The 19,920-nt window shown below is 69.6% G+C and carries 19 protein-coding genes; 15 read left to right on the top strand and 4 right to left on the bottom strand.

Annotated features, from left to right (window positions below; all coding sequences use genetic code 11):
• Positions 1 to 363: 363 nt before the first annotated feature.
• Positions 364 to 588 carry a winged helix-turn-helix domain-containing protein gene (locus OG811_RS11965; protein ID WP_406074161.1) on the bottom strand — a complete coding sequence of 75 codons (225 nt, stop codon included), beginning with the start codon at positions 586 to 588 and terminating at the stop codon, positions 364 to 366.
• Positions 589 to 1,084: 496 nt separating this feature from the next.
• Here OG811_RS11965 and OG811_RS11960 point away from each other — a divergent pair, with 496 nt between their 5' ends.
• On the top strand, positions 1,085 to 1,303 hold the full coding sequence (locus OG811_RS11960) for a flavin reductase (RefSeq protein WP_406074159.1): 219 nt from the start codon (positions 1,085 to 1,087) through the stop codon (positions 1,301 to 1,303).
• The gene (locus OG811_RS11955; RefSeq protein WP_406074157.1) at positions 1,300 to 1,473 is read left to right on the top strand and encodes a hypothetical protein; all 174 of its coding nucleotides are present in this window, start codon (positions 1,300 to 1,302) and stop codon (positions 1,471 to 1,473) included. Before OG811_RS11960 ends, OG811_RS11955 begins: the two co-directional genes overlap by 4 nt.
• Positions 1,474 to 1,799: 326 nt before the next feature.
• Here the strand turns inward: OG811_RS11955 and OG811_RS11950 are convergent, their stop codons facing one another.
• Together OG811_RS11950 and OG811_RS11945 are read right to left on the bottom strand one after the other, a co-directional pair.
• On the bottom strand, positions 1,800 to 2,723 hold the full coding sequence (locus OG811_RS11950; RefSeq protein ID WP_406074156.1) for an SDR family NAD(P)-dependent oxidoreductase: 924 nt from the start codon (positions 2,721 to 2,723) through the stop codon (positions 1,800 to 1,802).
• A gap of 335 nt (positions 2,724 to 3,058) precedes the next feature.
• Positions 3,059 to 5,407: a hypothetical protein gene (locus OG811_RS11945; RefSeq protein WP_406074154.1), complete on the bottom strand. Its 2,349-nt coding sequence runs from the start codon at positions 5,405 to 5,407 to the stop codon at positions 3,059 to 3,061.
• A gap of 424 nt (positions 5,408 to 5,831) precedes the next feature.
• Between OG811_RS11945 and OG811_RS11940 the strand changes: the two genes are divergently transcribed.
• The 5 genes from OG811_RS11940 (at position 5,832) to OG811_RS11920 (ending at position 11,915) form a co-directional block, all read left to right on the top strand.
• On the top strand, positions 5,832 to 6,602 hold the full coding sequence (locus OG811_RS11940) for an IclR family transcriptional regulator (protein WP_406074153.1): 771 nt from the start codon (positions 5,832 to 5,834) through the stop codon (positions 6,600 to 6,602).
• Between the two features lie 405 nt (positions 6,603 to 7,007).
• Entirely contained in the window at positions 7,008 to 8,444 is a 1,437-nt protein-coding gene (locus tag OG811_RS11935; RefSeq protein WP_406074152.1) for an extracellular solute-binding protein, read from the top strand.
• Positions 8,445 to 8,569: 125 nt separating this feature from the next.
• A complete protein-coding gene (locus OG811_RS11930; protein WP_406074150.1) occupies positions 8,570 to 10,477 on the top strand; it encodes an ABC transporter permease subunit in 1,908 nt (635 codons plus the stop codon).
• Between the two features lie 222 nt (positions 10,478 to 10,699).
• Entirely contained in the window at positions 10,700 to 11,164 is a 465-nt protein-coding gene (locus OG811_RS11925; protein WP_406074148.1) for a hypothetical protein, read from the top strand.
• 121 nt (positions 11,165 to 11,285) lie between these two features.
• Positions 11,286 to 11,915: a phosphatase PAP2 family protein gene (locus OG811_RS11920; RefSeq protein WP_406074146.1), complete on the top strand. Its 630-nt coding sequence runs from the start codon at positions 11,286 to 11,288 to the stop codon at positions 11,913 to 11,915.
• A 14-nt stretch (positions 11,916 to 11,929) separates the two neighbouring features.
• Here OG811_RS11920 and OG811_RS11915 read toward each other — a convergent pair whose 3' ends face one another.
• The gene (locus OG811_RS11915; protein ID WP_406075675.1) at positions 11,930 to 12,637 is read right to left on the bottom strand and encodes a prepilin peptidase; all 708 of its coding nucleotides are present in this window, start codon (positions 12,635 to 12,637) and stop codon (positions 11,930 to 11,932) included.
• A 790-nt stretch (positions 12,638 to 13,427) separates the two neighbouring features.
• On the opposite strand from OG811_RS11915, the gene OG811_RS11910 reads away from it, so the two are divergent.
• From OG811_RS11910 to OG811_RS11875, 8 genes are read left to right on the top strand one after another with little or no spacing between them, the layout of a single operon-like run.
• A complete protein-coding gene (locus OG811_RS11910) occupies positions 13,428 to 13,964 on the top strand; it encodes a hypothetical protein (protein WP_406075673.1) in 537 nt (178 codons plus the stop codon).
• Positions 13,958 to 14,920 (top strand): hypothetical protein, encoded by a 963-nt coding sequence (locus OG811_RS11905; protein WP_406074145.1) that lies wholly within the window; start codon positions 13,958 to 13,960, stop codon positions 14,918 to 14,920. The genes OG811_RS11910 and OG811_RS11905 overlap by 7 nt, the downstream gene beginning before the upstream one ends.
• Positions 14,917 to 15,579, top strand: coding sequence for an SAF domain-containing protein (locus OG811_RS11900; RefSeq protein WP_406074144.1), 663 nt, complete (start codon positions 14,917 to 14,919; stop codon positions 15,577 to 15,579). The genes OG811_RS11905 and OG811_RS11900 overlap by 4 nt, the downstream gene beginning before the upstream one ends.
• Positions 15,580 to 15,581: 2 nt before the next feature.
• Complete coding sequence (locus tag OG811_RS11895; protein WP_406074142.1) at positions 15,582 to 16,382, top strand: ParA family protein; 801 nt, start codon at positions 15,582 to 15,584, stop codon at positions 16,380 to 16,382.
• Positions 16,372 to 17,919, top strand: a complete 1,548-nt coding sequence (locus OG811_RS11890) for a CpaF family protein (protein ID WP_406074141.1) — start codon at positions 16,372 to 16,374, stop codon at positions 17,917 to 17,919. The genes OG811_RS11895 and OG811_RS11890 overlap by 11 nt, the downstream gene beginning before the upstream one ends.
• Positions 17,874 to 18,821, top strand: a complete 948-nt coding sequence (locus OG811_RS11885; protein WP_406075672.1) for a type II secretion system F family protein — start codon at positions 17,874 to 17,876, stop codon at positions 18,819 to 18,821. The genes OG811_RS11890 and OG811_RS11885 overlap by 46 nt, the downstream gene beginning before the upstream one ends.
• Complete coding sequence (locus OG811_RS11880) at positions 18,821 to 19,690, top strand: type II secretion system F family protein (protein WP_406075671.1); 870 nt, start codon at positions 18,821 to 18,823, stop codon at positions 19,688 to 19,690. The genes OG811_RS11885 and OG811_RS11880 overlap by 1 nt, the downstream gene beginning before the upstream one ends.
• A 24-nt stretch (positions 19,691 to 19,714) precedes the next feature.
• Positions 19,715 to 19,918 (top strand): hypothetical protein, encoded by a 204-nt coding sequence (locus OG811_RS11875; RefSeq protein WP_406074139.1) that lies wholly within the window; start codon positions 19,715 to 19,717, stop codon positions 19,916 to 19,918.
• Positions 19,919 to 19,920 lie beyond the last annotated feature (2 nt).

The raw sequence follows: 19,920 nt of genomic DNA, 5'->3' as shown, positions 1-19,920 counted from the left end.
GGAGATGGTCGATGCCAGGCGAGAGGGATTCAGGGTTCGAGTCCCTGGCGGCCCACTCTGTTGCAGCTCAGCGGCCCTTTGTGGGCCGCTGTCTTTGTCAGCACGGCTCGTACAGCAGCGAAGTACAGCAGTAGCGCCTTACCGGTCCAGCGCGCTGCCGAGCCGCTGTCCGCCCGCACGCCAGTTACCGGCAGAGTGAGCCGATCATCTCCTCGAAGCCGGGGAACTCTTCCCGGGCTGCGGTAATGACCTCATCCGCCGACCTGCGATGCGACAGTGCCCAGCGCGAACGCGGACGGACGAGGTCGGAGGACCTGCACAGAGCTTGTAAGCGAGGCGTCCTGACTCAGCGAATGCCCGGGGCTATCGGGGAAGCGGGTTGGCGACGTAGACGCCTTTGCCCTGCCGCCCGTCGATCAAGCCCTCGGCTTTGAGTAGGAGCATGGAGGCGCGGATCACCGTGTTGCTGACCTCGTAGTTCTCGCACAGGGCGGCGAAGGACGGCAGCTTGTCGCCCGGCTTCAACTGGCCGGAGCTGATCTGCTCGCGGATATCTCGGGCGACCTGTAGGTACGCAGCTTCAGACATAGGTGGTGCTCCCAGCTTGGCGGCTGGTGCAAGCAGACCACACCCCAGGCTCGACTTACAACGCTATGTGTCGTAGCTGTTGACCCTGCGCACATTGCGTCCTAAGTTGCTTGTGGGGCTACCCAGCTTGGCGGCCGGGTCGTCCTGCCGTGGGTGCCCTGTCTCTGGACACGGCTGACCGGGTGCCCACGGGACCCCACGCGTCTGCGGGAGACATTGTGACCAGGCCGAACGATGCAACTACCTCAACCGCAGGTGCCGGCCGCGCGGCTGAGGATTCCGGCCATTGGCAGCGAAGGTCGGAGAGCAATCGGCGGCGCGTGTCATACGACGAGTACGTCATCGCAGTGGCGCTCACCCTGGCTCGCCGCCACCGGCCGATCTGGTCCTGGCGGCACTGGCGGCGCGTCTGCCACTGCGGAGCCGACCTGCCATGCAGAAGCCGCCATCTCATCCCCATCAACCGCGGCCACTGGCCAAGTCAGGACGGCCCGCAATGACGACCCACCTCCCGATCACGCCGGCCTGGACCTGCAGTGGCTGCGGTGCCGACTGGCCCTGCCACACCCGCCGCCGCGAGCTGCAAGCGGAGTACGACCGAGCCCCCGTGTCACTTGCCCTCTACCTGGCCGCCCAACTCGTCAACGCCACCCAGGACCTGGCCCACGTCCCCGCCGGCCACCCACACCACCGCTTCCTCGGCTGGACCCGATGAGCATCCTGCGACCCGGCGACGAGAAGTTCCACTACAGCGACGGCTCCCACAAGTGGATCCCGCCCGACCCCGACTACGACCAGGAGGTCTGGAACGAGCAGGTCCGCCAGCACAAGCACGGCCACCTCAGGAACGAGCGCCCGAAGGTCCGCATCCAACGCCTCGCCTGACGCCAGCAGTGTGCCGGTATCACTACGTCGACCGGTAGCTGACTGGACTGGAACCAGGGTCATCGGCCGTCCCGACCGAAATCAGTACGTCCTACCGGTCCAGCGCGCTGTCGAGCCGCTTGAGCGCGGCGCGGATGGCCACCGAGGGGACACCACCGTGCAGATCTCCATGGTGATGGGACGCTCCGAGCGTTCAGCCGCTGCCGGACGTGTGTGGACACCATGCACAGAGCTTGTAAGCGAGATGTCGCGACGGAGGCCAGCGCGTGCGTGCCCGATCGAGCGGGTCACCGACGGGCAGCGGATCGGTCAGTTCGTCGAGCGAGTCAGGCGCCCAGGTCCGCAGCGTTCATGTTCCTGAAGGCATCGGCCACCGAGGGGTTGGACGCGATCATTTCGGCGGCGAACTGATCGCCGGTCACCCGGAACTGCTCAAGCTCGACGGAGTCGGCCTGGAGCTGGTCGGCCATCTCGGCCCACTCCTCGACCGACCCGTCCTTGACGAAGACGCGTGGAAGGCCGGAGAGCACAAGCCGGCCGGCGTGGTTGCCGCCGACCTGGAAGAAGTCGCCGTGCACGGTGGTGTCCTGATGGGCCAGGTAGGTGATGAACGCAGCGACCTTCTCGGGACCCATGGTGTCGCGCAGGGTCGAGATGATGTTCGGATCGCTGTAGGCGTTCTCCGTCATCGGCGTCCAGGCGGTCGGCATGACCGTAGTGACTTGCACGCCGACCCGGTCGCCCTCCATGGCCAGGGTGTTGCCGAGTGCCCAGATCGCGCCTTTGGCGGCGCCATAGGCGGCCGCGCCGGGGTTGGCCAGCACGCCGCTGGAGGAGATGAGGATCAGCCGGCCCGAGCCTGACTTGATCAGGTGTGGCCACGCGGCGTGGGCCAGTTCGACGGTGCCCTTGAAGGAGACGTCGACGACCTTCCAGAACTCGTCCTTGGGCTGCTCGCCGAACAGGCCGACCCGGAGAATGCCGGCGTTGGCGACGACGACGTCAAGCTGGCCAAAACTGTCGATCGCGGTCGTGACGATGCCCTCGGCGTCCGCCGCGACGTCGTGAGTGTCGGCGACAGCCTTCCCGCCCGCGTCAGTGATCTCCTTGATGACAGCCTGAACGTTGGCCTCCACCACGTCGTTGACCACGACGCGCGCACCCCGAGAGGCCAAGACCATCGCATGGGCCTTCCCCATGCCCTGCCCGGCGCCCGTGACAATCGCGACGCGACCATTGAAGTTCAACATGAGGATCCTCCTCTTTGAACCCTGACGGAGCACGGTGCGAGGTGCAGGCGCCGCCGCCAGGTAGTTGCAACCGTTACAACCGAATTGGGCCGCACACTTTCCCATACGTCCGTATCGTCGCATTCTAGAACGCGCAAAGAGCGTGATTGAGCCCAGTTGGAACCTCACCGCCAACTGCAAGATCCCCCAGTGCCTCCCGGCAGGCTGCGAAGGATGCGGTCTGGCCGGCGAGCAGAGAGATCAGTTGTGCGCGTTCCGCCCGGCGCCAACCGTCGAGGGTGGGGAAACCGCCCGCTGCGTGCCGCCGGGGGGTCGGCGGCACGCAGCGGCGCCAATCAGTTGTTCCGGTCGACGATGAACGTGTACTCGTTCCAGCCCGAGAGCGTGCCGTCCACACTCCGGCTGCGGATCTTCAGAGTGTGGTAGCCGGACTGGCTGGGGGTGTAGCTGAGCGAAAGCTTCCCGTCAGCCCCGGCCGCGACCGTCGTCTCCGGCCCATCCGCGAATGACACCCGGAACTGGTAGATGTACTCAATGACGTTTGGCATCTGCGGCTCCACGTCGAAGTTGCCCTCGACGCCGACCCCGCCGCTGGTCCGCCACGCGGGATAGACCGTCGATTTCACCTGCGGCGCGCTCGTGACGTAGAAGCTCGTTCCTGAACCGCCGGAGAGCGCGCCGGTGGCGTTGCGGGCCTGCACCCCGAGGTAGTAGCTGCCGTCCTCGGTCGGGGTGAAGGTGAGGCGACCGACGCCGTCCGGTCCGGCCGGCAGGACATGCTTCTCCTCGCTCGGGGCGAGCGACCAGACGTACTCGGTTACGCCGGGCATCCGGGAGCTGAACGTGAACGTCATCGGCTGCCCCGGCTTGCCCTGCTCGGGGCCGGTGACCTCCGGATTCACCTCGTCGGGCCGGACGTACGGCTCCGCGATCGCCGACAGGATGCCGCCCGTGCTGCGGCTGCGCACCTTGAGCTCCAGCGGCCACATCGCCATCGACGGCACCCAGGTGAAGCTCGCCGTTCCGTCGGCGGACGCCGGCACCGTCGTCTTCTCCGACTCGTCGTCGTTGAACCAGTACTCGTACTCGGTCACCTCAGGCATGCCCGGGCTCAGCGAGACCGTGCTGACCTGGCCCATCATCAGATTCCCGTCGAACTGCACCTGCGGCGCGGTGTCGACGGTGAAGGTGTAGGCCCGCCAGGCGCTGAGCGTGCCACTCGCGTCACGGGTACGCACCCGAAGTGTGTTGAGCCCGCCCACACTCGGCGTGATGCTCACCGTGGTCGGTCCCTCCGGGGCGACCTGAGCGGTCTGGTTCGGCCCCTCGTTGACCTGGTAGATAAACCGGGTCGCGCCGTCCTGGTTGCTGGTGAAGCGGAACTCACCGAGCACGCCGATCCCGCCGGCCGGCCCCCAGGGGGTGTAGAGCCATGACTCGACCGTGGGTCGGCTCTCCCGTACCCAGTAGGAGTGGTAACTGACGTCGGACGTGTTGCCGGCCCGGTCGACGCTCTGCACCGTCAGGTACTGCTGGCCCGCCTCTTCCGGTCGCAGCGTGATCGTCGCGGTGCCGCCCGGACGGTCGGCCTTCACGTCGGTGTCCGGCCAGTACCGGCCCCACCGGAAGGCAACCACGTCGTCGTCGTTGGCGGTGAAGGTGAACTTCCCTGCGACGCCGACGTCACCGGTCGGTTGGTCGGCGTTGGGGTACTCCGGCGAGGTCACCGTAGGTGTGCTCGGCGATGCTGTGTCGACGGTGAAGTAGCACGTCCGCGACCATGGCGACTGTGCGTCGCCGTCGTCGGCCTGGAGTTGCCAGGCGTACGTCCGGCCGTGCTCGAAGCGCAGGTCCAGGTAGTAGGTGTTGAAGCTGACGTTGGGCCAGTGCGAGTAGGTCCGGCTGACCCGCTCCTGACGCTGGCTCTCGTCGTCCACCGGCCAGACAGCCAGTCGTCCGAGCTTGTCCTCTTCCGGGCCGTCGGCGTCGTCCGGCAGGGTCGCGTAGATGTCGGTGCTGGTCGCCGGCAACCAGATCCCTGGTGCCGAGGTGGCGCAGGGACGGCCGGCGAGGACCATCCCGGTTGGCCGCGGCGGCGGGGTGTTGTAGTGGACGGCCAGGGAGGGGGCAGCCTCGTACCGTCGGCCATACCGCTCGTCGGTCTCCTTGTTACCGGCCACCCGCAGGGCGAGGGTGAGGGTCTCCTGGTCGTTCTTCGCCGCCCAGGTGAGCGCCTTCGCGACATCGAACCGCGCGTCCGTCACCGCGCAACCCGACTCGGGTACGCCGGCACTGGCCACCCGGAACTTCTGGGCCGGCTGGTAATCCCAGCGGGAGTCCTCGGTGTAGGGGTCGGTAACCCACACTTCGACCGCGCGGTGCGCACAGTCGTTCGCGTGCGTCTCTTTGGCGGCGAGGGTGGCGGTGACGATCTGCTTGCCGCGCAGACCGGCGACGTCGAAGGTGAAGTAGGAGCGGGTCACGTGCTTTCCGCTCGGATCGACGCGGGCGCCGACCGGAAGATCACCGGATGGGTTCGGGTACGTCTCGTCCGGCGTGGCCCGGTCGACGTAGCCCTGAAGCTGCGGCTCGAGGGTGGCCGTCGGTTGGTAGGTGTTCGCCTCGGCCGCCTGAGCCGGGCCGGCCGGGACCAGCAGCCCCACGGACAGGCTGCCGACAACCACCACACTGAGCGCGGCCCGCCCGATTCGGCTGTTGTTCCGGCTTCGCAGGACCGGCGGCCGGAGCCACCGGCGCCGGTGATGATGCGTCAAGAGTGCCCTCCTCTGTTGTCGCCCGGTGTCGGGCGGCGGCCCGAATCATCGCAAGGTCCACGACATCCGTATCTGCATTAGAGCGAGGGTCGGAAAGGCCCCGACGGGGCTTGAGCAGCCATCTGGGCACGACGGGTCGAGCGAGAAAGGGCTGAAGGGGCGAGCGGATCCAGCCGTCCGGCGGATAGGCGTCCTGAGCCGGTCGTCAACGCAGAACGCGCGGCGGTGACGAGTTCGGAAACTGGCACCGGGGGCTGCCGTAGCTATCCTCTTCAGGTGCTGGCCCGTGTGGAGATTGTTGACACGAGTCCGGCACTTCGAAGGGACTATCGACATGCCCCGTGTGGTACCGGCGGTCATCCGCGCACTCGACATCCTCGAACTGTTCCTGGACTGCCCCCAACTGTCGGCCCGCCAGGTGATGGAGCGGCTCGACCTACCCCGCACCACCGTCCACGAACTGCTCGTCACGCTCGAGGCTCGCTCGTACCTGATCTCCGTCCCGGGCCAACCGGTGCAGTATCGGCTCGGCATGCCGCTGTTCCAGCTCGGTGCGGCGTTCGCCGGCCGGCTTGACCTGGTCCGCGAGGCGCAGTGCGTCGCGAGGGACGTGGCCGCGGCGTGCAACGAGGCGGTCCACGTGGCCGTGCTCGATGGCGCCGATGTCATCTACCTCGTGAAGTTCGACAGCACGCACCCCGTCCGGATGGTCTCTGCGGTCGGGCGACGGCTGCCGGCGCACTGCACGGCGGTCGGCAAGGTACTGCTGTCGGGCCTCGATCAGGCGGGCCTGGACGCCGTCCTGTCGAAGGGCGACCTGCCCGGCATGACACCGGACAGCATCACCGACCCGGACCGCCTACGCGCACATCTTGAACGTGTCCGGGCGGAGAGCGTCGCGGTCGACATCGGCGAGTCTGACAGCGCTATGCGCTGCGTCGCTGCGGCGGTCCGCGACCATTCCGGCGAAACCATCGCCGGGATGAGCTTGTCCGCGCCGATCATCCGCTGGACTCCTCAGGCGCACGTGGAGTGGGCCGGGCTGGTTCGCGAGGGCGCGGCTGCGCTGTCCGCCCGCATGGGCTACCGGGCCCAGCCTCGATAGCCCCGGCTTGCCGTTTTCAACCCGAACCGCATCGAGACATTGACATTCCTCGTGATGTTGCTCTAGCGTCGCGAGCACTCAATACGGTATCTCGAACACAATTCGAGATCTCGAACGGCGGTGGTCCACCGTGACCCGACCGAACTGGAACGTCAGCGCTGCCCTCTCCACCCGGTCGCCGGCCGCCTCATGCTCGTCACGCCACCCAGCGGGCGGCACGCGGGATCTCTCGCGCCACCGCAACGCCACCGTGGCAACCCCACCGTCGAGTACGCGAGCGCACTGACCGATGCGGTCGACGGGGCCGCCGTCGCCCGCATCGGGACACATCTGGAGCACGAGCATCGCAGTCTTCGCCGGGAACGCCTTCGGCGTGCAGCGGTGCGGGGAGATACAAGGAGGCGAATGTCCATGGAGGACAACCCGGTGTGGTCCCGGCGCGGCTTTCTGGGGATGGGGGTGGGGGTGCTCGGCGCAGCCGGTCTGGCCGCGTGCGGGGGCGACGCCGAATCGCCCACCAGGGTGCAGCCGGAAGTTCCGCAGGAGCTCATCGACGCTGCGGCAGCGTTGAAGGGCTCCTCGATGGGGATGCTGTCGCAGAAGCTGTACTCGACGGCGGCGAACGAAGCCCTCGACAGCTCGATCAAGAAGTTCGCCGACACCACCGGGACGAAGATCGAGAACAGTCTGGTCCAGGCCGACGCCGGTGATGTGGTGGCCAAAATCGACGCCGAGGTCAAGGGCGGGGTGGCGCGTGACCTGGCGTTCATGACCGACTCACGGTTCGTCGCGCAGTTTCAGGCGCTGGGCGACCTGGAGGACGTGACGGACGTCGTCCAGGCACTGACGGCCAAATATGGCGAGCCCTGCGCTGAGGCCAAGAACTTCTGCGTCTTCGACGGCAGGTGGTTTGCGATCCCCTACCACTTCATCGGGATCGGGTCGTTCCTGCGCAAGGACTGGATGCAGGACAAGGGCATCGCCCCCAAGGACATCTACAGCTGGGAGGAGCTGCGGGATCTGTGCCTGGAGATCTCCGATCCGACCAAACGCCGGTTCGGCTGGGGCATGACGGTGAATCGGTCCGGTGACGCCAACGGCATGATCGAGGCACTGATCAACGCCTACGGCGGGTCGATCGCCTCCAACGACGGCAGGAAGGTCACGTTCGACTCTCCCGAAACGGTGCAGGCGGCGACCTTCCTGGGCGACATCTACACCAATCCCAAGTACAAGCGGATGCTGCCGCCGGGGGTGGCCAGCTGGACCGACACCAGCAACAACGAGAACTGGCTCGCTGGGGTCCTCGGCTACACCCGCAACCAGTTCAGCGTCTACGCGGACTCCCGGACCAAGAAGAACCCGGTCTACGCGAACACCCACGTGTTCTCCGACTGCATCGGGCCGGCGACCGCCAACCCTCTGCTGCTCGGCCAGTCGCAAGGTTTCGTTGTCTTCAAGGGCGCCAAGAACCCCGCGCTCGCCAAGCTCCTGGCGCAGTACCTGGTCAGCGCGCCCGCGCTGCTCGGGGTGGCGAAGGAGGCACCCGGCCTCGTCATGCCCGCCTGGGAGAAGGTCTGGGACGCCGACCCGTTCTTCACCAGCGGCGACCCGGCGTTCCCCATGCTGCGCAAGATCACCCAGCTGTCGCTGCCGCTGTCCACGAAGAACGGCCTGGCCTTCCCGCAGAAGGCCAGCGCGGGCCAGCAGGCCGCCGGCGCGGCCTACGTCCTCACCGACATGATGCAGCAGGTCGTCCAGGGAACAGCGCCGGCACAGGCCGTGACGGCCGCCCACGCGAAGATGGTGCAGATCTTCAACCAGCAGGGGCTGCCGCAGTGAAATCGGTCCGTCCTGCGCGGGTCCCGGCGGCGAGGATTTCCCCGCCGTCGGGACCTGGCTCTCTCACGGCGACCCAGCGACGGCTGGGTCGTGACTGGCGGCTGGCGGCACTGTTCCTGGCACCGATGGCCGTGCTGGTCGGCGGTCTCGTTCTCGTGCCGATCGCCCGGTCGATCGTCACCAGCACCACGGAACGGCACGGGCAGGACACCGTGTTCGTCGGCCTGGACAACTACCTCGCCCTCGTCAGCGACGAGCAGTTCCACACGGGCGTGGTGAACTCGTTCGTCTTCACCGCGTACGCCGAGGTTTTCAAGGTGGTGCTGGGGCTGTCCGCGGCCCTGCTGCTGCATCAACGACGCCGTGGGCGGGCCGTGCTGGCCGGGCTGCTCCTGGTGCCGTGGGTGGTGCCGACGGTGGTGACGGCGTTCAGCTGGCGCTCGCTGCTCGACCCGATCTTCGGCAGCGTCAACACTCTGCTCACCGTTACGGGGATCGGGCCGCTGCTGGCCAGCGCGCACCTGGTCGACAGCTGGCCCGCGGGCTGGCTGTCCGATCCGTCGCTGGCCATGCCGTCGGTGATCCTCGTCAACATCTGGAAGGGGGTGCCGTTCTTCACCGTGTGTTTCCTCGCGGGGTTGAAGGCCATCCCGGCGGACCTCTACGAGGCGGCGACCATCGACGGCGCGTCGTCGTTGCAGCGGTTCACCCACGTGACGCTGCCCGGACTGCGCCACGTGATCACCGTGACGGTGACCCTGTCGTCGATCTGGACGTTCAACAACTTCGACCTCGTCTGGTTGCTGACGCAGGGCGGCCCGGGCGACGTGACCGCGCCGTACGTGCTCATCGCCTACTCGAAGGCGATCTTGCAGTTGCAGTATGGCGCGGGGGCGGCGGCCACGCTCGTCATGCTGCCGATCATCGGCGGGCTGGTGTTCGTCCTGGTCCGGTTGTTGCGCCAGGACGCCGGCAGCAAACTACCCCGACGGCGTCGGGCAGCGCGGTGGATCGGGACGCGGCGGTGGACCGGGACGGCGCAAAAGGCGCTGCCCTGGGTCGTCGCCGCAGGGGTCACCGGTCTGCTGGCCTGGGCATCGCCACAGATCTTCTGGAAGGCGGCGGTGGTCCTCGGGGTGATTCTGCTGGTCGCGGCGGCGGTCGGCCGGGTGGTCTCGGGCCTCCAGTCCCGGGGCGATCGCCGGGCGTCGTCCCTGGTGTCGGGCCTGGGGTCCGGTGTCGCGCTGGCCGGGTTGCTCGTCTTCACGCTGGGCCCGCTGTACTGGATCGCCGTCACGGCCTTCAAGTCCGAGGGCCAGGTCGTCATGCGCACCGACGACCTGTGGCCAACGCCGTGGACCCTGGAACAGTTCGGTGCCCTGTTCGACAACCAGCCGTTCGGCCGCTGGTATCTCAACACTCTGCTGGTGGCCGCGGCGTCCACCGCGGTGGCGCTGGTCTGCGCCGCCCTGGCGGGCTACGCGCTGGCCCGGCTGCGGTTCCGTGGGGCGCAGGGCTTTACCGTCACGGTGCTGCTCACCTACGTGATGCCGGGGGCGCTGCTGTTCATCCCGTTGTACCAGATGCTCATCGGCGCGCGGCTCACCGACTCGTTGTGGTCTCTGGTGGTGACGTACCCGACCTTCACGCTTCCGTTCGCCACCTGGCTGCTGGTGGGGTACTTCTCGTCGATCCCCGTCGAGCTCGAGGAGGCCGCGCTGGTCGACGGCTGCACCCGCGTCCAGGCGTTCGGCCGGGTGGTGCTGCCCCTCGCCAAGCCAGGGCTGCTGGCAGTCGCGCTCTTCACCTTGACCAACGCCTGGAACGAATTCCTCTTCGCCTTCGTGTTCATCACGAAGGACGAGTACAAGACCCTTCCCGTGGGGATGCAATCGATGATCGCCGGAGACGTCGTGCCGCAGGGACAACTCGCCGCGGCGTCGCTGCTCGTCAGCATCCCCGTGGTGGTCATGTACGCCTTCGGGCAGCGCTTCCTGACCGAAGGGCTCACCGCAGGCGCGGTGAAGGGCTGATCGGGTACGGCTCGACTCCCGACAACTGACCTCAGTCAGGCTTCTCGACCAGCGCCAGATCGGCGACGGTGGGAGAGGACGCCGGCATGGTCCAGAAGGTGGGCGCCGGCGAAGAGCACCCGGGGGGCGACGACCCGCTGACCCCTCGTGTCGTTGATCCAGCTGCGCCCATGGTCATCGCTGACCACGGTGGGGGCACCGACTCAACGAGGAGGTACGCCGATGACCACTCAGCGGGAAACCGTGCAGGTCGATCACGACCTGTTCCGCGCCGTGTACGACTCGCCCGCGGCACTGCCCGGTCGACACCGCTGGACCACCCCGGAGTCGGACGTCCGACGGCTGGAGAAGCTGCTCGGCATGCCGGCGCGCAGCATCGGCGCTCCGCTCTGGGTCAGCGGCGACGAACCGGACTGCCCGAAGTGCGGCCGACGGGTCACCTGGTACGACATCGTCTCGTCGGCGCTCTCCGGACTGCATGACAAGGCCATGATCGCCACCGTCATCCTCGGCGAGCGCAAGTACGTCAACACCGAGGTCCCGGATGCCATCGCCGGCGTGCGCTGCGCCGACTGCCACACCGCGATAGCCGGCCTGCGCAGCTTCAAGTGCCACAACTGGGCGTACGCCTTCGAGGCGCTGGAGGCCGTCCGCGAACGAATGGCCGGCGGTCCCGCGCCGACCTGAGCGAGCCGGCGGCGCTCCGGCACCTCTCACCCGCCCGACCTTCGGCAGCTGCGGTGCCATCTGCCGCGTTCCTGGGGTGTCCGCGAGATGAAGAAGGTATGAACGTGAAGTGAGGTGATGCATGGCCGCCAACGGCAGCATGGACGTTCCGGAGATCAGTGCTGAGTGGTACCGCGACGTCGTCGACGCCGCCGCCGCCAGCCCACATCCGGTGCAGTGGTTCGTCGGGCACGCCACCGGGGGTGTGATCCTGCTGCTCGGCGCGCTGCTGCTGATGGCCGCGCTGAGCCGCCGGTCCGGAGGTCCGCACGACCGGGCACTCGCCCTGATCGCGCCGGCGCCGGCTCTCCTGGCGTTCGCGGGCAGCGAGTGGTTCAAGACCGTGGTGGACGAGGATCGCCCCTGCCGGACTGTCGGTCGGGCGATCATCGCGGGCGCCTGTCCACCCCCGGGTGACTGGTCGTTCCCCAGCAACCACGCCACCGTGGCCGGCGCGCTGGCGGTCACCACGCTGCTGCTCTCCCGCCGACTCGGCCTGATCGCGCTGCCACTGGCCGCGCTCGCCGCCTTCTCCCGAGTCTTCGTAGGGTTGCACTACCCACACGACGTGCTCGCGGGTGTGCTGTTCGGTGCGCTGGTCGCCGTGGTGGCAACCCCGTTGCTGGCCCGCCCAACCGCCGAGGTGCTGCGCCGCCGGGCCGACCGCGCCAACAGCCCAATCCCCAAACTGGCGGGCCGCTCCCGTCCCTGACCCCGCGACGCGCGTCAACTGGCCAGCAGGAGCGCGCCCACCGTGCCAAGCAGCAGGAACGGGCCGAACGGCAGGTGCGTGCTCCAGCGGGCACGGCGCACGGCCAGCAGGCCCAGACTCACCAGGGCGGACAACCCGAATGCCAGCAGCAGCCCGAGAAGCAGCACCGGCCAGCCGTACCAGCCGAGCAGCGCTCCCGCGCTGAGCGCCAACTTGGCGTCACCCAACCCGAAGCCACGGCGGCCGAGCAACAACGTGCTGCTGGCGAAGAACAGCGCCAGTCCCGCGCCGGCGATGACGGCCCGCAGCCAGTGCCCCGGCTCGGCATCGAGCGCGGCCGCGCCGAGCAGCAGCCAGGACCCGGCCGCCGCTGGCAGGGTGAGCCGATCCGGTAACCGGTGCACGGCCAGGTCGACGAAGACCGCCGGGATCGTCCAACCGAGCCACCAGGCCAGCGCCGGCAGCGCCCCGCCCGGCGGCCCGGCCAACGCCAGCAGCACCACCGTCGCAAACACGGCCAGCTCGACCGTGCCCGGCGGCGGACCGACCCGTGCCCGGCATCGACCGCACCGGGCTGCCGGCCCCAGCGCCGGCCAGGGCCGGGTCAGGCCGACCGGGGCGCCGCAGGCGTCGCAGCCGGTCCGGCTCGGCATACCCGGGGGTACGGCGTAGCGCAGCGCAGCCACCCGCATCAGCGGGCTGACCGCGAGGATCGCGAGCACGGTCGAGAGCCGGGTGCGAGCCACAGCCGAGACGAGCGCCGCTCGTGGACGCCAAGGAGGCGTGGCCTGGCGGGCGGGTTCTGTCGTGCCACCGGACGGCGGGGGCGCCGGGCCCCGGTCGGGTGGGTCTTCCCGACCCGGGACAGCTGCCGGGGGGCCGGTCAGCGCCATGTCGCCTCCCTCGTGCCCCAGCGGTTCCCCACAAAGGTGAACACGGATCGTAACTGAACGATCGCTATGGTGTAGCGGATGGCGCAGAAAGCGACCTGCCCGCTCGACCGCCGGAGAGCCCTCCCGGCCACGTCCAGGCCCAGCGCCCCGTTGGGCGAGGCACTCCGTCGACCGGTTGACAACTCCGCTCGGATGCCGGGATGAGGCCGCGATGTCCCAGTCTCGGGACCGCCGACGAGGCCGGTGCGCCCCTCGCCGACCCGGCGACGCCCAATCATTGACGACCCCTCGCTCGGCCATTGCCGGGGGCGCAGTGCGGACACCCGCCACCACCACCTGTCATCACGCAGAGTGTTCACTTGAATTGCCTCTGTTGCATCGGCGAGCGTCAGCCTATGCTCGCCCCTTGGGTGTGACGCAAGCCTCACCTTCACAACGAGCGACACAGGACCTTGCATTTGTAAAAGATCCGTAACGGTGAATGCAGAAGCGCAATGAAGGGCTCCGGATGTGCTGATCCGGGCGCGCTTCTGCATGCCCGACGGCGGTGACCCGTCACCGCATCGGGCGACCACGAGGAGGCTCGACGGTGCGCGGACGGCAGCTCAGACGAGCGGCAATCTGCCTGCTGGTGGTCGTGGCGGCGGTGCCGGTCGCCGCCTGCGCCAGCAGACGGGAGGCGGTCGAACGGCCGACGGCAGCCCGTGACGACGGACAACGGACCGATCCCGATGTCGAACGGCGAGCTGCCGAAAAGGCGGCACTTGACGCGTACTCCGGTTATCTCGCGGCCTCGCGTACGGCGAGCGGGCGCAGTGATCCGCGCGCGCCGGAACTGTCCCGGTTTATCGCTGATCCGCTTCTGACTCGGGTCCAGTTGTCCATTCGCGACGCTAAGGAGCACGGCGCTATGCGTACCGGGACGTTGAAGTCCGACCCGACCGTGACCGCCGTCAGCCTGGACGCGAAGCCGGCCACCGTCCAGATCCAGGACTGCCTGGACACGACCGGCTACCGGCTGGTCTTCGCCAAGGACAAACGCGTGGTCCCGGGCAGTGGGGGTGGCAGACACCTCTCCACCGCCACCGCGACCCGATATCCCGACGGCCGCTGGCTGATCAACGCCGGCGTGACGCACCGGGACCAGCCGTGCTGACCTGGGGAGGCAGGGGCGCTTCCGCCCGTACCTCCCGGGCCGGGGCATCCCGGCGGGCACTCGCCGGGATCGGCCTCACGCTCCTGCTGGTGGTCGGCGCAACCCTGCCGGCCGCCGCCGCTCGACGCGCCGACCCGGGGGCCGGCTGCCCGCCCGACCAGCCCGACTGCAGCGTCTGGGACGACGAACCCGGCACCCCGGGCGGTGGCGGCGACGGCGGGAACAACGGCGGCGGGGACAACGGCGGCGGTGGCGGTGGCGGCGGCTGCCGATGGAACGGGCGGGTCATTCCCTGCTACGACGATCTGCTGGGCTGGTTCAACAACAGCGACGGCTGCTACTACAAGCTTGAGCAGCCCCAACCGGCCAACACCCCCGAAGGCCAGCAGTGGTACCTGCTGACCTGCAACGGCGGCGACCAGGGCAGTCAGCGCGAGGAACTGCGGGACGGGCCGCCGCCCGGTTACGGCGCGCCGCCCGACCCGGAGGAGTTGGCCCGTCGCGCCCTGGCGTCGATCAAGCTGCTGCCGGCACCGCTGAAGGTCGCACCCCGCAAGAGCATCGGCCCCGGCCTGGTCGGCCTGCCCGTGTGGATGTGGGCAGCACCGAGCAAGAGCTACTTCGGCCCGCTGACCGCGTCCGCCTCCGACCGGGGCGTGACCGTCACCATCGAGGCGAAGGTCGACCGGATCGTCTGGGACATGGGCAACAAGCAGGAAGTCACCTGCGATGGTCCCGGCACGCCGTACGACGCGAAGGGCGATCGTGCCGGCAGCACCTCCCCGGACTGCGGCTACGACAAGGGCTACCAGAAGGCCGGCACCTACCGCGTGGGCGCCACCACGCACTGGACGGTGCGCTGGAGCGGCGGTGGCGAGAGCGGAGTGATTCCGGTGACCCGGACCAGCGGCACGGTGCAGATCCAGATCAACGAACTCCAGGTGGTGACCCGATGAGCCTCGCGACACGCAACGGGACCGGATCGGTGGACGCGCCGGTCAGCCCGCCCAAGGTGGTCCGACAACGGCGGGTCCGCCCGGGGCTGCTCGGTCTCGCCGTCCTCCTGATCGCCCTGGGTGGGCTGGGCGCGGCGTTCGCGGTCACCTCGGTCCGGGCCACCGGCAGCTACCTCGCCGTGGCCCGGCCGGTGAAGGTGGGCCAAGAGATCAGCACCGCCGACCTCAGCACCGTGCAGGTCGCCGGTGGCCAGGGGCTACGCCCGGTGCCCGCCGGCCGGCTGGACGAGGTGGTCGGCAAGCGGGCCGCAGTGGCGCTGGTCCCGGGCACCCTGCTCACCCTGGGGCAGGTCACCGACGATCCGCTGCTCGGCCCCGGTCAGCAGCAGATCGCGCTCGGCCTGAAGACCGCCCAGGTGCCGGCCCGCGAACTGCACCCCGGTGACAAGGTCCTGCTGGTGAGCACCCCGGACCGCAGCAGCACCACCGGGGACACGGACGCCGCCGGCACCAGGTTCTCGGCCACCGTGATCGACATGGTCAGCCCGGCCAACGACGACAAGGTGCTGTACCTGGCGCTACCCACCCGGGACGTGCCCGCGGTGGTGGCGCTCGCCGCGCAGGCGCGGATCGCCGTCGTGCTGACCGAGGCAGCCTGAGTATGGCGATCATCGCGCTGGTGTCCGCGAAGGGTTCGCCCGGCGTCACGACCTCGGCGCTGGCCTGCGCGCTGGCCTGGCACCGACGGCTGGTGCTCGCCGAGTGCGACCCGGCCGGCGGCTCGATCCTCGCCGGCTACCTCGGCGGCCAACTCGACGGCCCGCGCGGCATCGGGGAACTGGCCGTCGGAGAGCTGCGCGACGGCAACCTGGAAACCGCATTCTGGTCGCAGCTGGTCGACCTGGACGCGCCCCGCCGGGAACGGCTGCTGCTGCCCGGGCTCGTCGACCCGACCCAGGGTGGCAGCGTCACCCCGCTCTGGCAGCGCTTCGCCGACTATTTCAACGCCCTGGACCGGGGCACCCCCGGCTACGACGTGGTCGTCGACTGTGGGCGGCTGCACGTGACCGGGCCGCCATGGCCGGTGCTGCGGGCCGCCTCGGTGGTGCTGCTGGTCACCCGGGCGCAACTGCCAGACCTCTCCGGCACCCGTGCGGTGGTCACCGCGATCGAACGGGACTTCGCCGAGCACCGGGTGCCGCCGGGCACCCTGCGGCTGCTGCTGGTCGGCGACGGGCACGGGCGAGCCGAGATCAGCCGTGCCCTGAAGCTGCCGGTGATCGCACGGCTGCCGCACGACCCGCGTACCGCCGGGGTGCTCGCCCTGGGCGGGACCGTCCGGGCCGGACGGCCGCTGCTGCGCGCGGCGGCCGCGCTGGAGGTGCCGATCGGCGCGCTCCTGGAGCGGCGGCGGGCCCGGCTGGCGTGGCCCGTGCAGCAGGGGGTGCCCGATGCGATTTGAGCCGGTCTCCACCGACCCGCGCCAACAGCCGCCGGGCGTCACCTCCACCGCGCCGCCACTGGTCGTGCCGAACGGCCGGCACCACCAGTCCGCGCCGATGCCGCAGCAGGTGCCCGCGGCCACGCCGCCGCCGGAGTCGTCGCCCCGGCCCCGGATGGACTTCCAGGTGGTCCGGGAGCTACGCCGGGAACTCACCGAGCGGCTCACCCTGTGGCAGCGCGGCCGGGAGTTCACCGTCGACGAGGAGGACACCGAACGGGCCCGGCTCGCCGTCACGGTGGTCGCCGAGTACGCGGACGCGGTTCGCCGGGCCGGCACGCCGATGGCCGCCGGTGAGGAACGCCTGCTGCTCGACCAGGTGACCGCCGAGCTGGTCGGGCTCGGCCGGCTACAGACCCTGCTGGTCGACGACACCATCGAGGAGGTGCACATCCTCGGCTGCGACCAGGTACGCATCACCCGGCACGGCGGCGGGGTGGACTGGGCCGAGCCGATCGCCGACAGTGACGCCGAGCTGGTGGAGATCCTCCAGGCGGCGGCCCGCCGGGCGGGCGCGACCGAGCGGTCCCTGTCCACCGTGAAGCCCACCCTCGACCTGCAACTGCCCGACGGCAGCCGGCTCGCTGCGGTGTTCCTGGTCAGCCACCGCCCATACGCGGTGATCCGCAAGCACAACACCCTGGACGTGAGCCTCGACGACGTCGCGGGCGCCCGGGGTGACCTGGACGAGATGATCGACCCGCTGCTGCGCGACTTCCTTCGCGCGGCGATGCGCGCCGGCCTGAACATCATGGTCGCCGGGCTGGCCGGCGCCGGTAAGACCACGATCATCCGGGCGCTGATGAACGAGATCCCGCCCGACGAGCCGTACGTGCTGCTGGAGGAGAGCCGGGAGCTGCTCCCGGCCCGCCGCCGGGAACGGCACCGGGCGGTGATGAGCTTCGAGGCCCGGGAGGGCCACGGCGAGCGCGGCTTCGACGGTCGTCCAGCGGGTGAGGTGACCATCGCCGACCTGATCCCACTGTCGCTGCGGATGGGCGTACTGCGGATCATCGTGGGCGAGGTGCGGTCCCGGGAGATCGTGCCGATGCTCCAGGCGATGACCACCAGCCGGGGCTCGATGTGCACCATCCACGCCCGCACATCTGCCGGGGTGGGTGAACGGATCGTCGAGCTGGCGCTGGCGCACGGCCGCGAGATGACCGTCGACCAGGCCCGCCGGATGGCTGGCAACGCCCTCGACCTGATCGTCTACGTCACCGTCGAGGACGAGACCGCGATCGGCGGGCGTAAACACCGGTTCGTCTCGCATGTGGAGGAGGTGATCGGCGCCGGCGAAGCTGGTCGGATCACCACCACCACGGTCTTCGGGCCCGGCCCGGACGGTCGTGCGGTCCCCCGGCACCTGCCGGAGCGGGTCCGCGACCAACTGCTGCGGGTGGGTTACGACGCGCGGCTGCTGACCCGGTGGATCGAGGCCGGCGCCGGAGCCTGGCGACGTCCCCGGCAAACCCGACTGGCCCGGCGGGTGACCTGATGCCGGGCAGCCTGGAGTTGATCGCAGTGGTCTCCGGGGCCGCCTGTGTGGCCGGGCTGCTGCTGGCCGTGGTCGCGCTGGTCGGCACCCGTCGACCCCCCGGGCCGCGCCCGGGTGGTGGGCCCGGCCTCGGTCGACTGTGGCGCGGACCGGGCGCCACCCCGGCTGAGCAGCGGTCCTACCAGGCCCTGCTGGTCGCCGCGCTGGTCGCTGGCGCGTTGGCATTTCTGCTGACCGGGCTGCCGGTGGTGGGCCTGCTGGTGGCGGTGGCGGTACCCGGTACCCCGTGGTTGTTCGGAGTGGGCAAGGCCGAGCAGAAGGCGATCGCCCGGATCGAGGCGGTGGGCGAGTGGACCCGCCGACTCAAGGACGTCTCCGGCACCGGGCAGGGCCTCCAACAGTCGATCATCGGCACGATCGGCAGCGTGCCACCCGGCGTCGAGGACGAGGTGCGGCTGCTCGCCGCCCGTCTGCAGGCCGGCTGGATGGCCCGCTCGGCGCTGCTGGCCTTCGCCGACGAGATCGGTGACCCGGTCTGCGACCAGGTGGTCGCGGCGTTGATCCTGCACCTCTCGGACCGGGGTGAACGGCTGGGTGACGTGCTCGGCTCGATCGCCGGCGCGGCGTCCGCGGAGGTGGCCACCCGCCGGGAGATCGAGGCCAAGCGCACCCAGCCCCGGTTCGCGGTCCGCTTCCTCACCGGAATGACCCTGGCGACCCTGGCGTACGGGCTGATCAACACCGAGTACATCAAGCCGTACGGCACGCCAGTGGGTCAGGTGGTGATGGCCGCCCTCGGCGCCGCCTTCATCGGCCTGTTGGCCTGGGTGCGGTCGATGAGCCAGCCGCAGCGGCCGGCCCGGTTCCTGCCGGCGCCCGACCCCAGCGAGGTGATCGCGTGATCGTGAACTGGCAGTTGGCCATCGCGGTCTGTGGTGGTGCCGGGATCGGGTTCGGCGTGTTCCTGGTGATCCGGGAGCTGGTGCCGGCGACCCCGGCGCTCGGGCCGGCGCTGCGCCGGCTGCACCCGCCGGCGGGCACCGGTCGGGTCGCCGCTCCCGCTTCCCGACGTCTGGACTGGCTGACCGGGTTGTCCCGCTGGCTGCGCCCGCCGCACCGGCAGCTCGCCCTGATCGGTCAGACCCCCGAGCAGTACGCGCTGTCGGTGCTGCTCTCCGCGCTGATCGGGCTGGCCACGCCGACCCTGCTCGGGGTGGTGCTGTTGGTGCTCGGCGTCTCGTTTCCGCTGGTCGTACCGGTGCTCGGCAGCCTCGGCCTGGCACTGATGGGCGGGTTGCTGGCACATCGGGCCGTACTGACCAAGGCCGACGCCGCCCGGGACGAGTTCCGTCAGGCCGTCTGCACCTACCTGGACCTGGTGGCGTTGCAGCTCTCCGCCGCGCACGGGCCGGTGCAGTCGCTGGAGCGGGCGGCGGCGGTCTGCGACGGCTGGGTGTTCGACCGACTCCAGGAGTCGCTGCGGATCGCCCAGATGCAGATGCACGCACCCTGGGACGAGCTGCGCGACCTCGCCGACAAGATCGGCATTCCGGAGCTGGGCGACGTGGGCGCGATCATGCGTTCCTCCGGCAGCGAGGGCGCGCAGGTGCACGAGACCCTGCGCAGCCGGGCCGACTCGCTACGCGACCAGATCCGCACCGACAACCTCGCCCGCGCCGAGGGCGTGACCAGCCGACTCGACATTCCGGGCGCACTGCTCGTCTTCGTGCTGCTCGGTTTCGTCGTCTATCCGTTCATCGCCCGTATCTGACCCCGTCTCATGAAGGAGCACGCCATGTCCATCCTCAGCTATCTGCACGTCGTGCTGACGACGCGCCTGGTCGAGCTTCGCCGCGACAGCGAGCGCGGCGACAGCCCAGTGCCGACCGCAGTGATCATCTTCGGACTGGTCTTCGTGGCGACCATCGTCACCGGTCTGGCCCTGAGCAAGGCCAACGACTGGATGACCAACATTCCGACCCACGTGGACCCGAAGTAGCC

The sequence above is a fragment of the Micromonospora sp. NBC_01638 genome, from assembly GCF_045209745.1.
GTDB lineage: Bacteria > Actinomycetota > Actinomycetes > Mycobacteriales > Micromonosporaceae > Micromonospora.
This window is presented reverse-complemented; position numbering and strand designations above follow the sequence as displayed.

Bases quoted from the DNA above. Each gene is read 5' to 3' on its own strand.
- OG811_RS11895 (WP_406074142.1), top strand. From the start codon at position 15,582: ATGGCGATCATCGCGCTGGTGTCCGCGAAGGGTTCGCCCGGCGTCACG.
- OG811_RS11940 (WP_406074153.1), top strand. From the start codon at position 5,832: ATGCCCCGTGTGGTACCGGCGGTCATCCGCGCACTCGACATCCTCGAA.
- OG811_RS11935 (WP_406074152.1), top strand. From the start codon at position 7,008: ATGTCCATGGAGGACAACCCGGTGTGGTCCCGGCGCGGCTTTCTGGGG.
- OG811_RS11950 (WP_406074156.1), bottom strand. From the start codon at position 2,723: ATGTTGAACTTCAATGGTCGCGTCGCGATTGTCACGGGCGCCGGGCAG.
- OG811_RS11930 (WP_406074150.1), top strand. From the start codon at position 8,570: ATGGCCGTGCTGGTCGGCGGTCTCGTTCTCGTGCCGATCGCCCGGTCG.
- OG811_RS11890 (WP_406074141.1), top strand. From the start codon at position 16,372: ATGCGATTTGAGCCGGTCTCCACCGACCCGCGCCAACAGCCGCCGGGC.
- OG811_RS11875 (WP_406074139.1), top strand. From the start codon at position 19,715: ATGTCCATCCTCAGCTATCTGCACGTCGTGCTGACGACGCGCCTGGTC.
- OG811_RS11960 (WP_406074159.1), top strand. From the start codon at position 1,085: ATGACGACCCACCTCCCGATCACGCCGGCCTGGACCTGCAGTGGCTGC.
- OG811_RS11920 (WP_406074146.1), top strand. From the start codon at position 11,286: ATGGCCGCCAACGGCAGCATGGACGTTCCGGAGATCAGTGCTGAGTGG.
- OG811_RS11965 (WP_406074161.1), bottom strand. From the start codon at position 588: ATGTCTGAAGCTGCGTACCTACAGGTCGCCCGAGATATCCGCGAGCAG.
- OG811_RS11900 (WP_406074144.1), top strand. From the start codon at position 14,917: ATGAGCCTCGCGACACGCAACGGGACCGGATCGGTGGACGCGCCGGTC.
- OG811_RS11955 (WP_406074157.1), top strand. From the start codon at position 1,300: ATGAGCATCCTGCGACCCGGCGACGAGAAGTTCCACTACAGCGACGGC.
- OG811_RS11925 (WP_406074148.1), top strand. From the start codon at position 10,700: ATGACCACTCAGCGGGAAACCGTGCAGGTCGATCACGACCTGTTCCGC.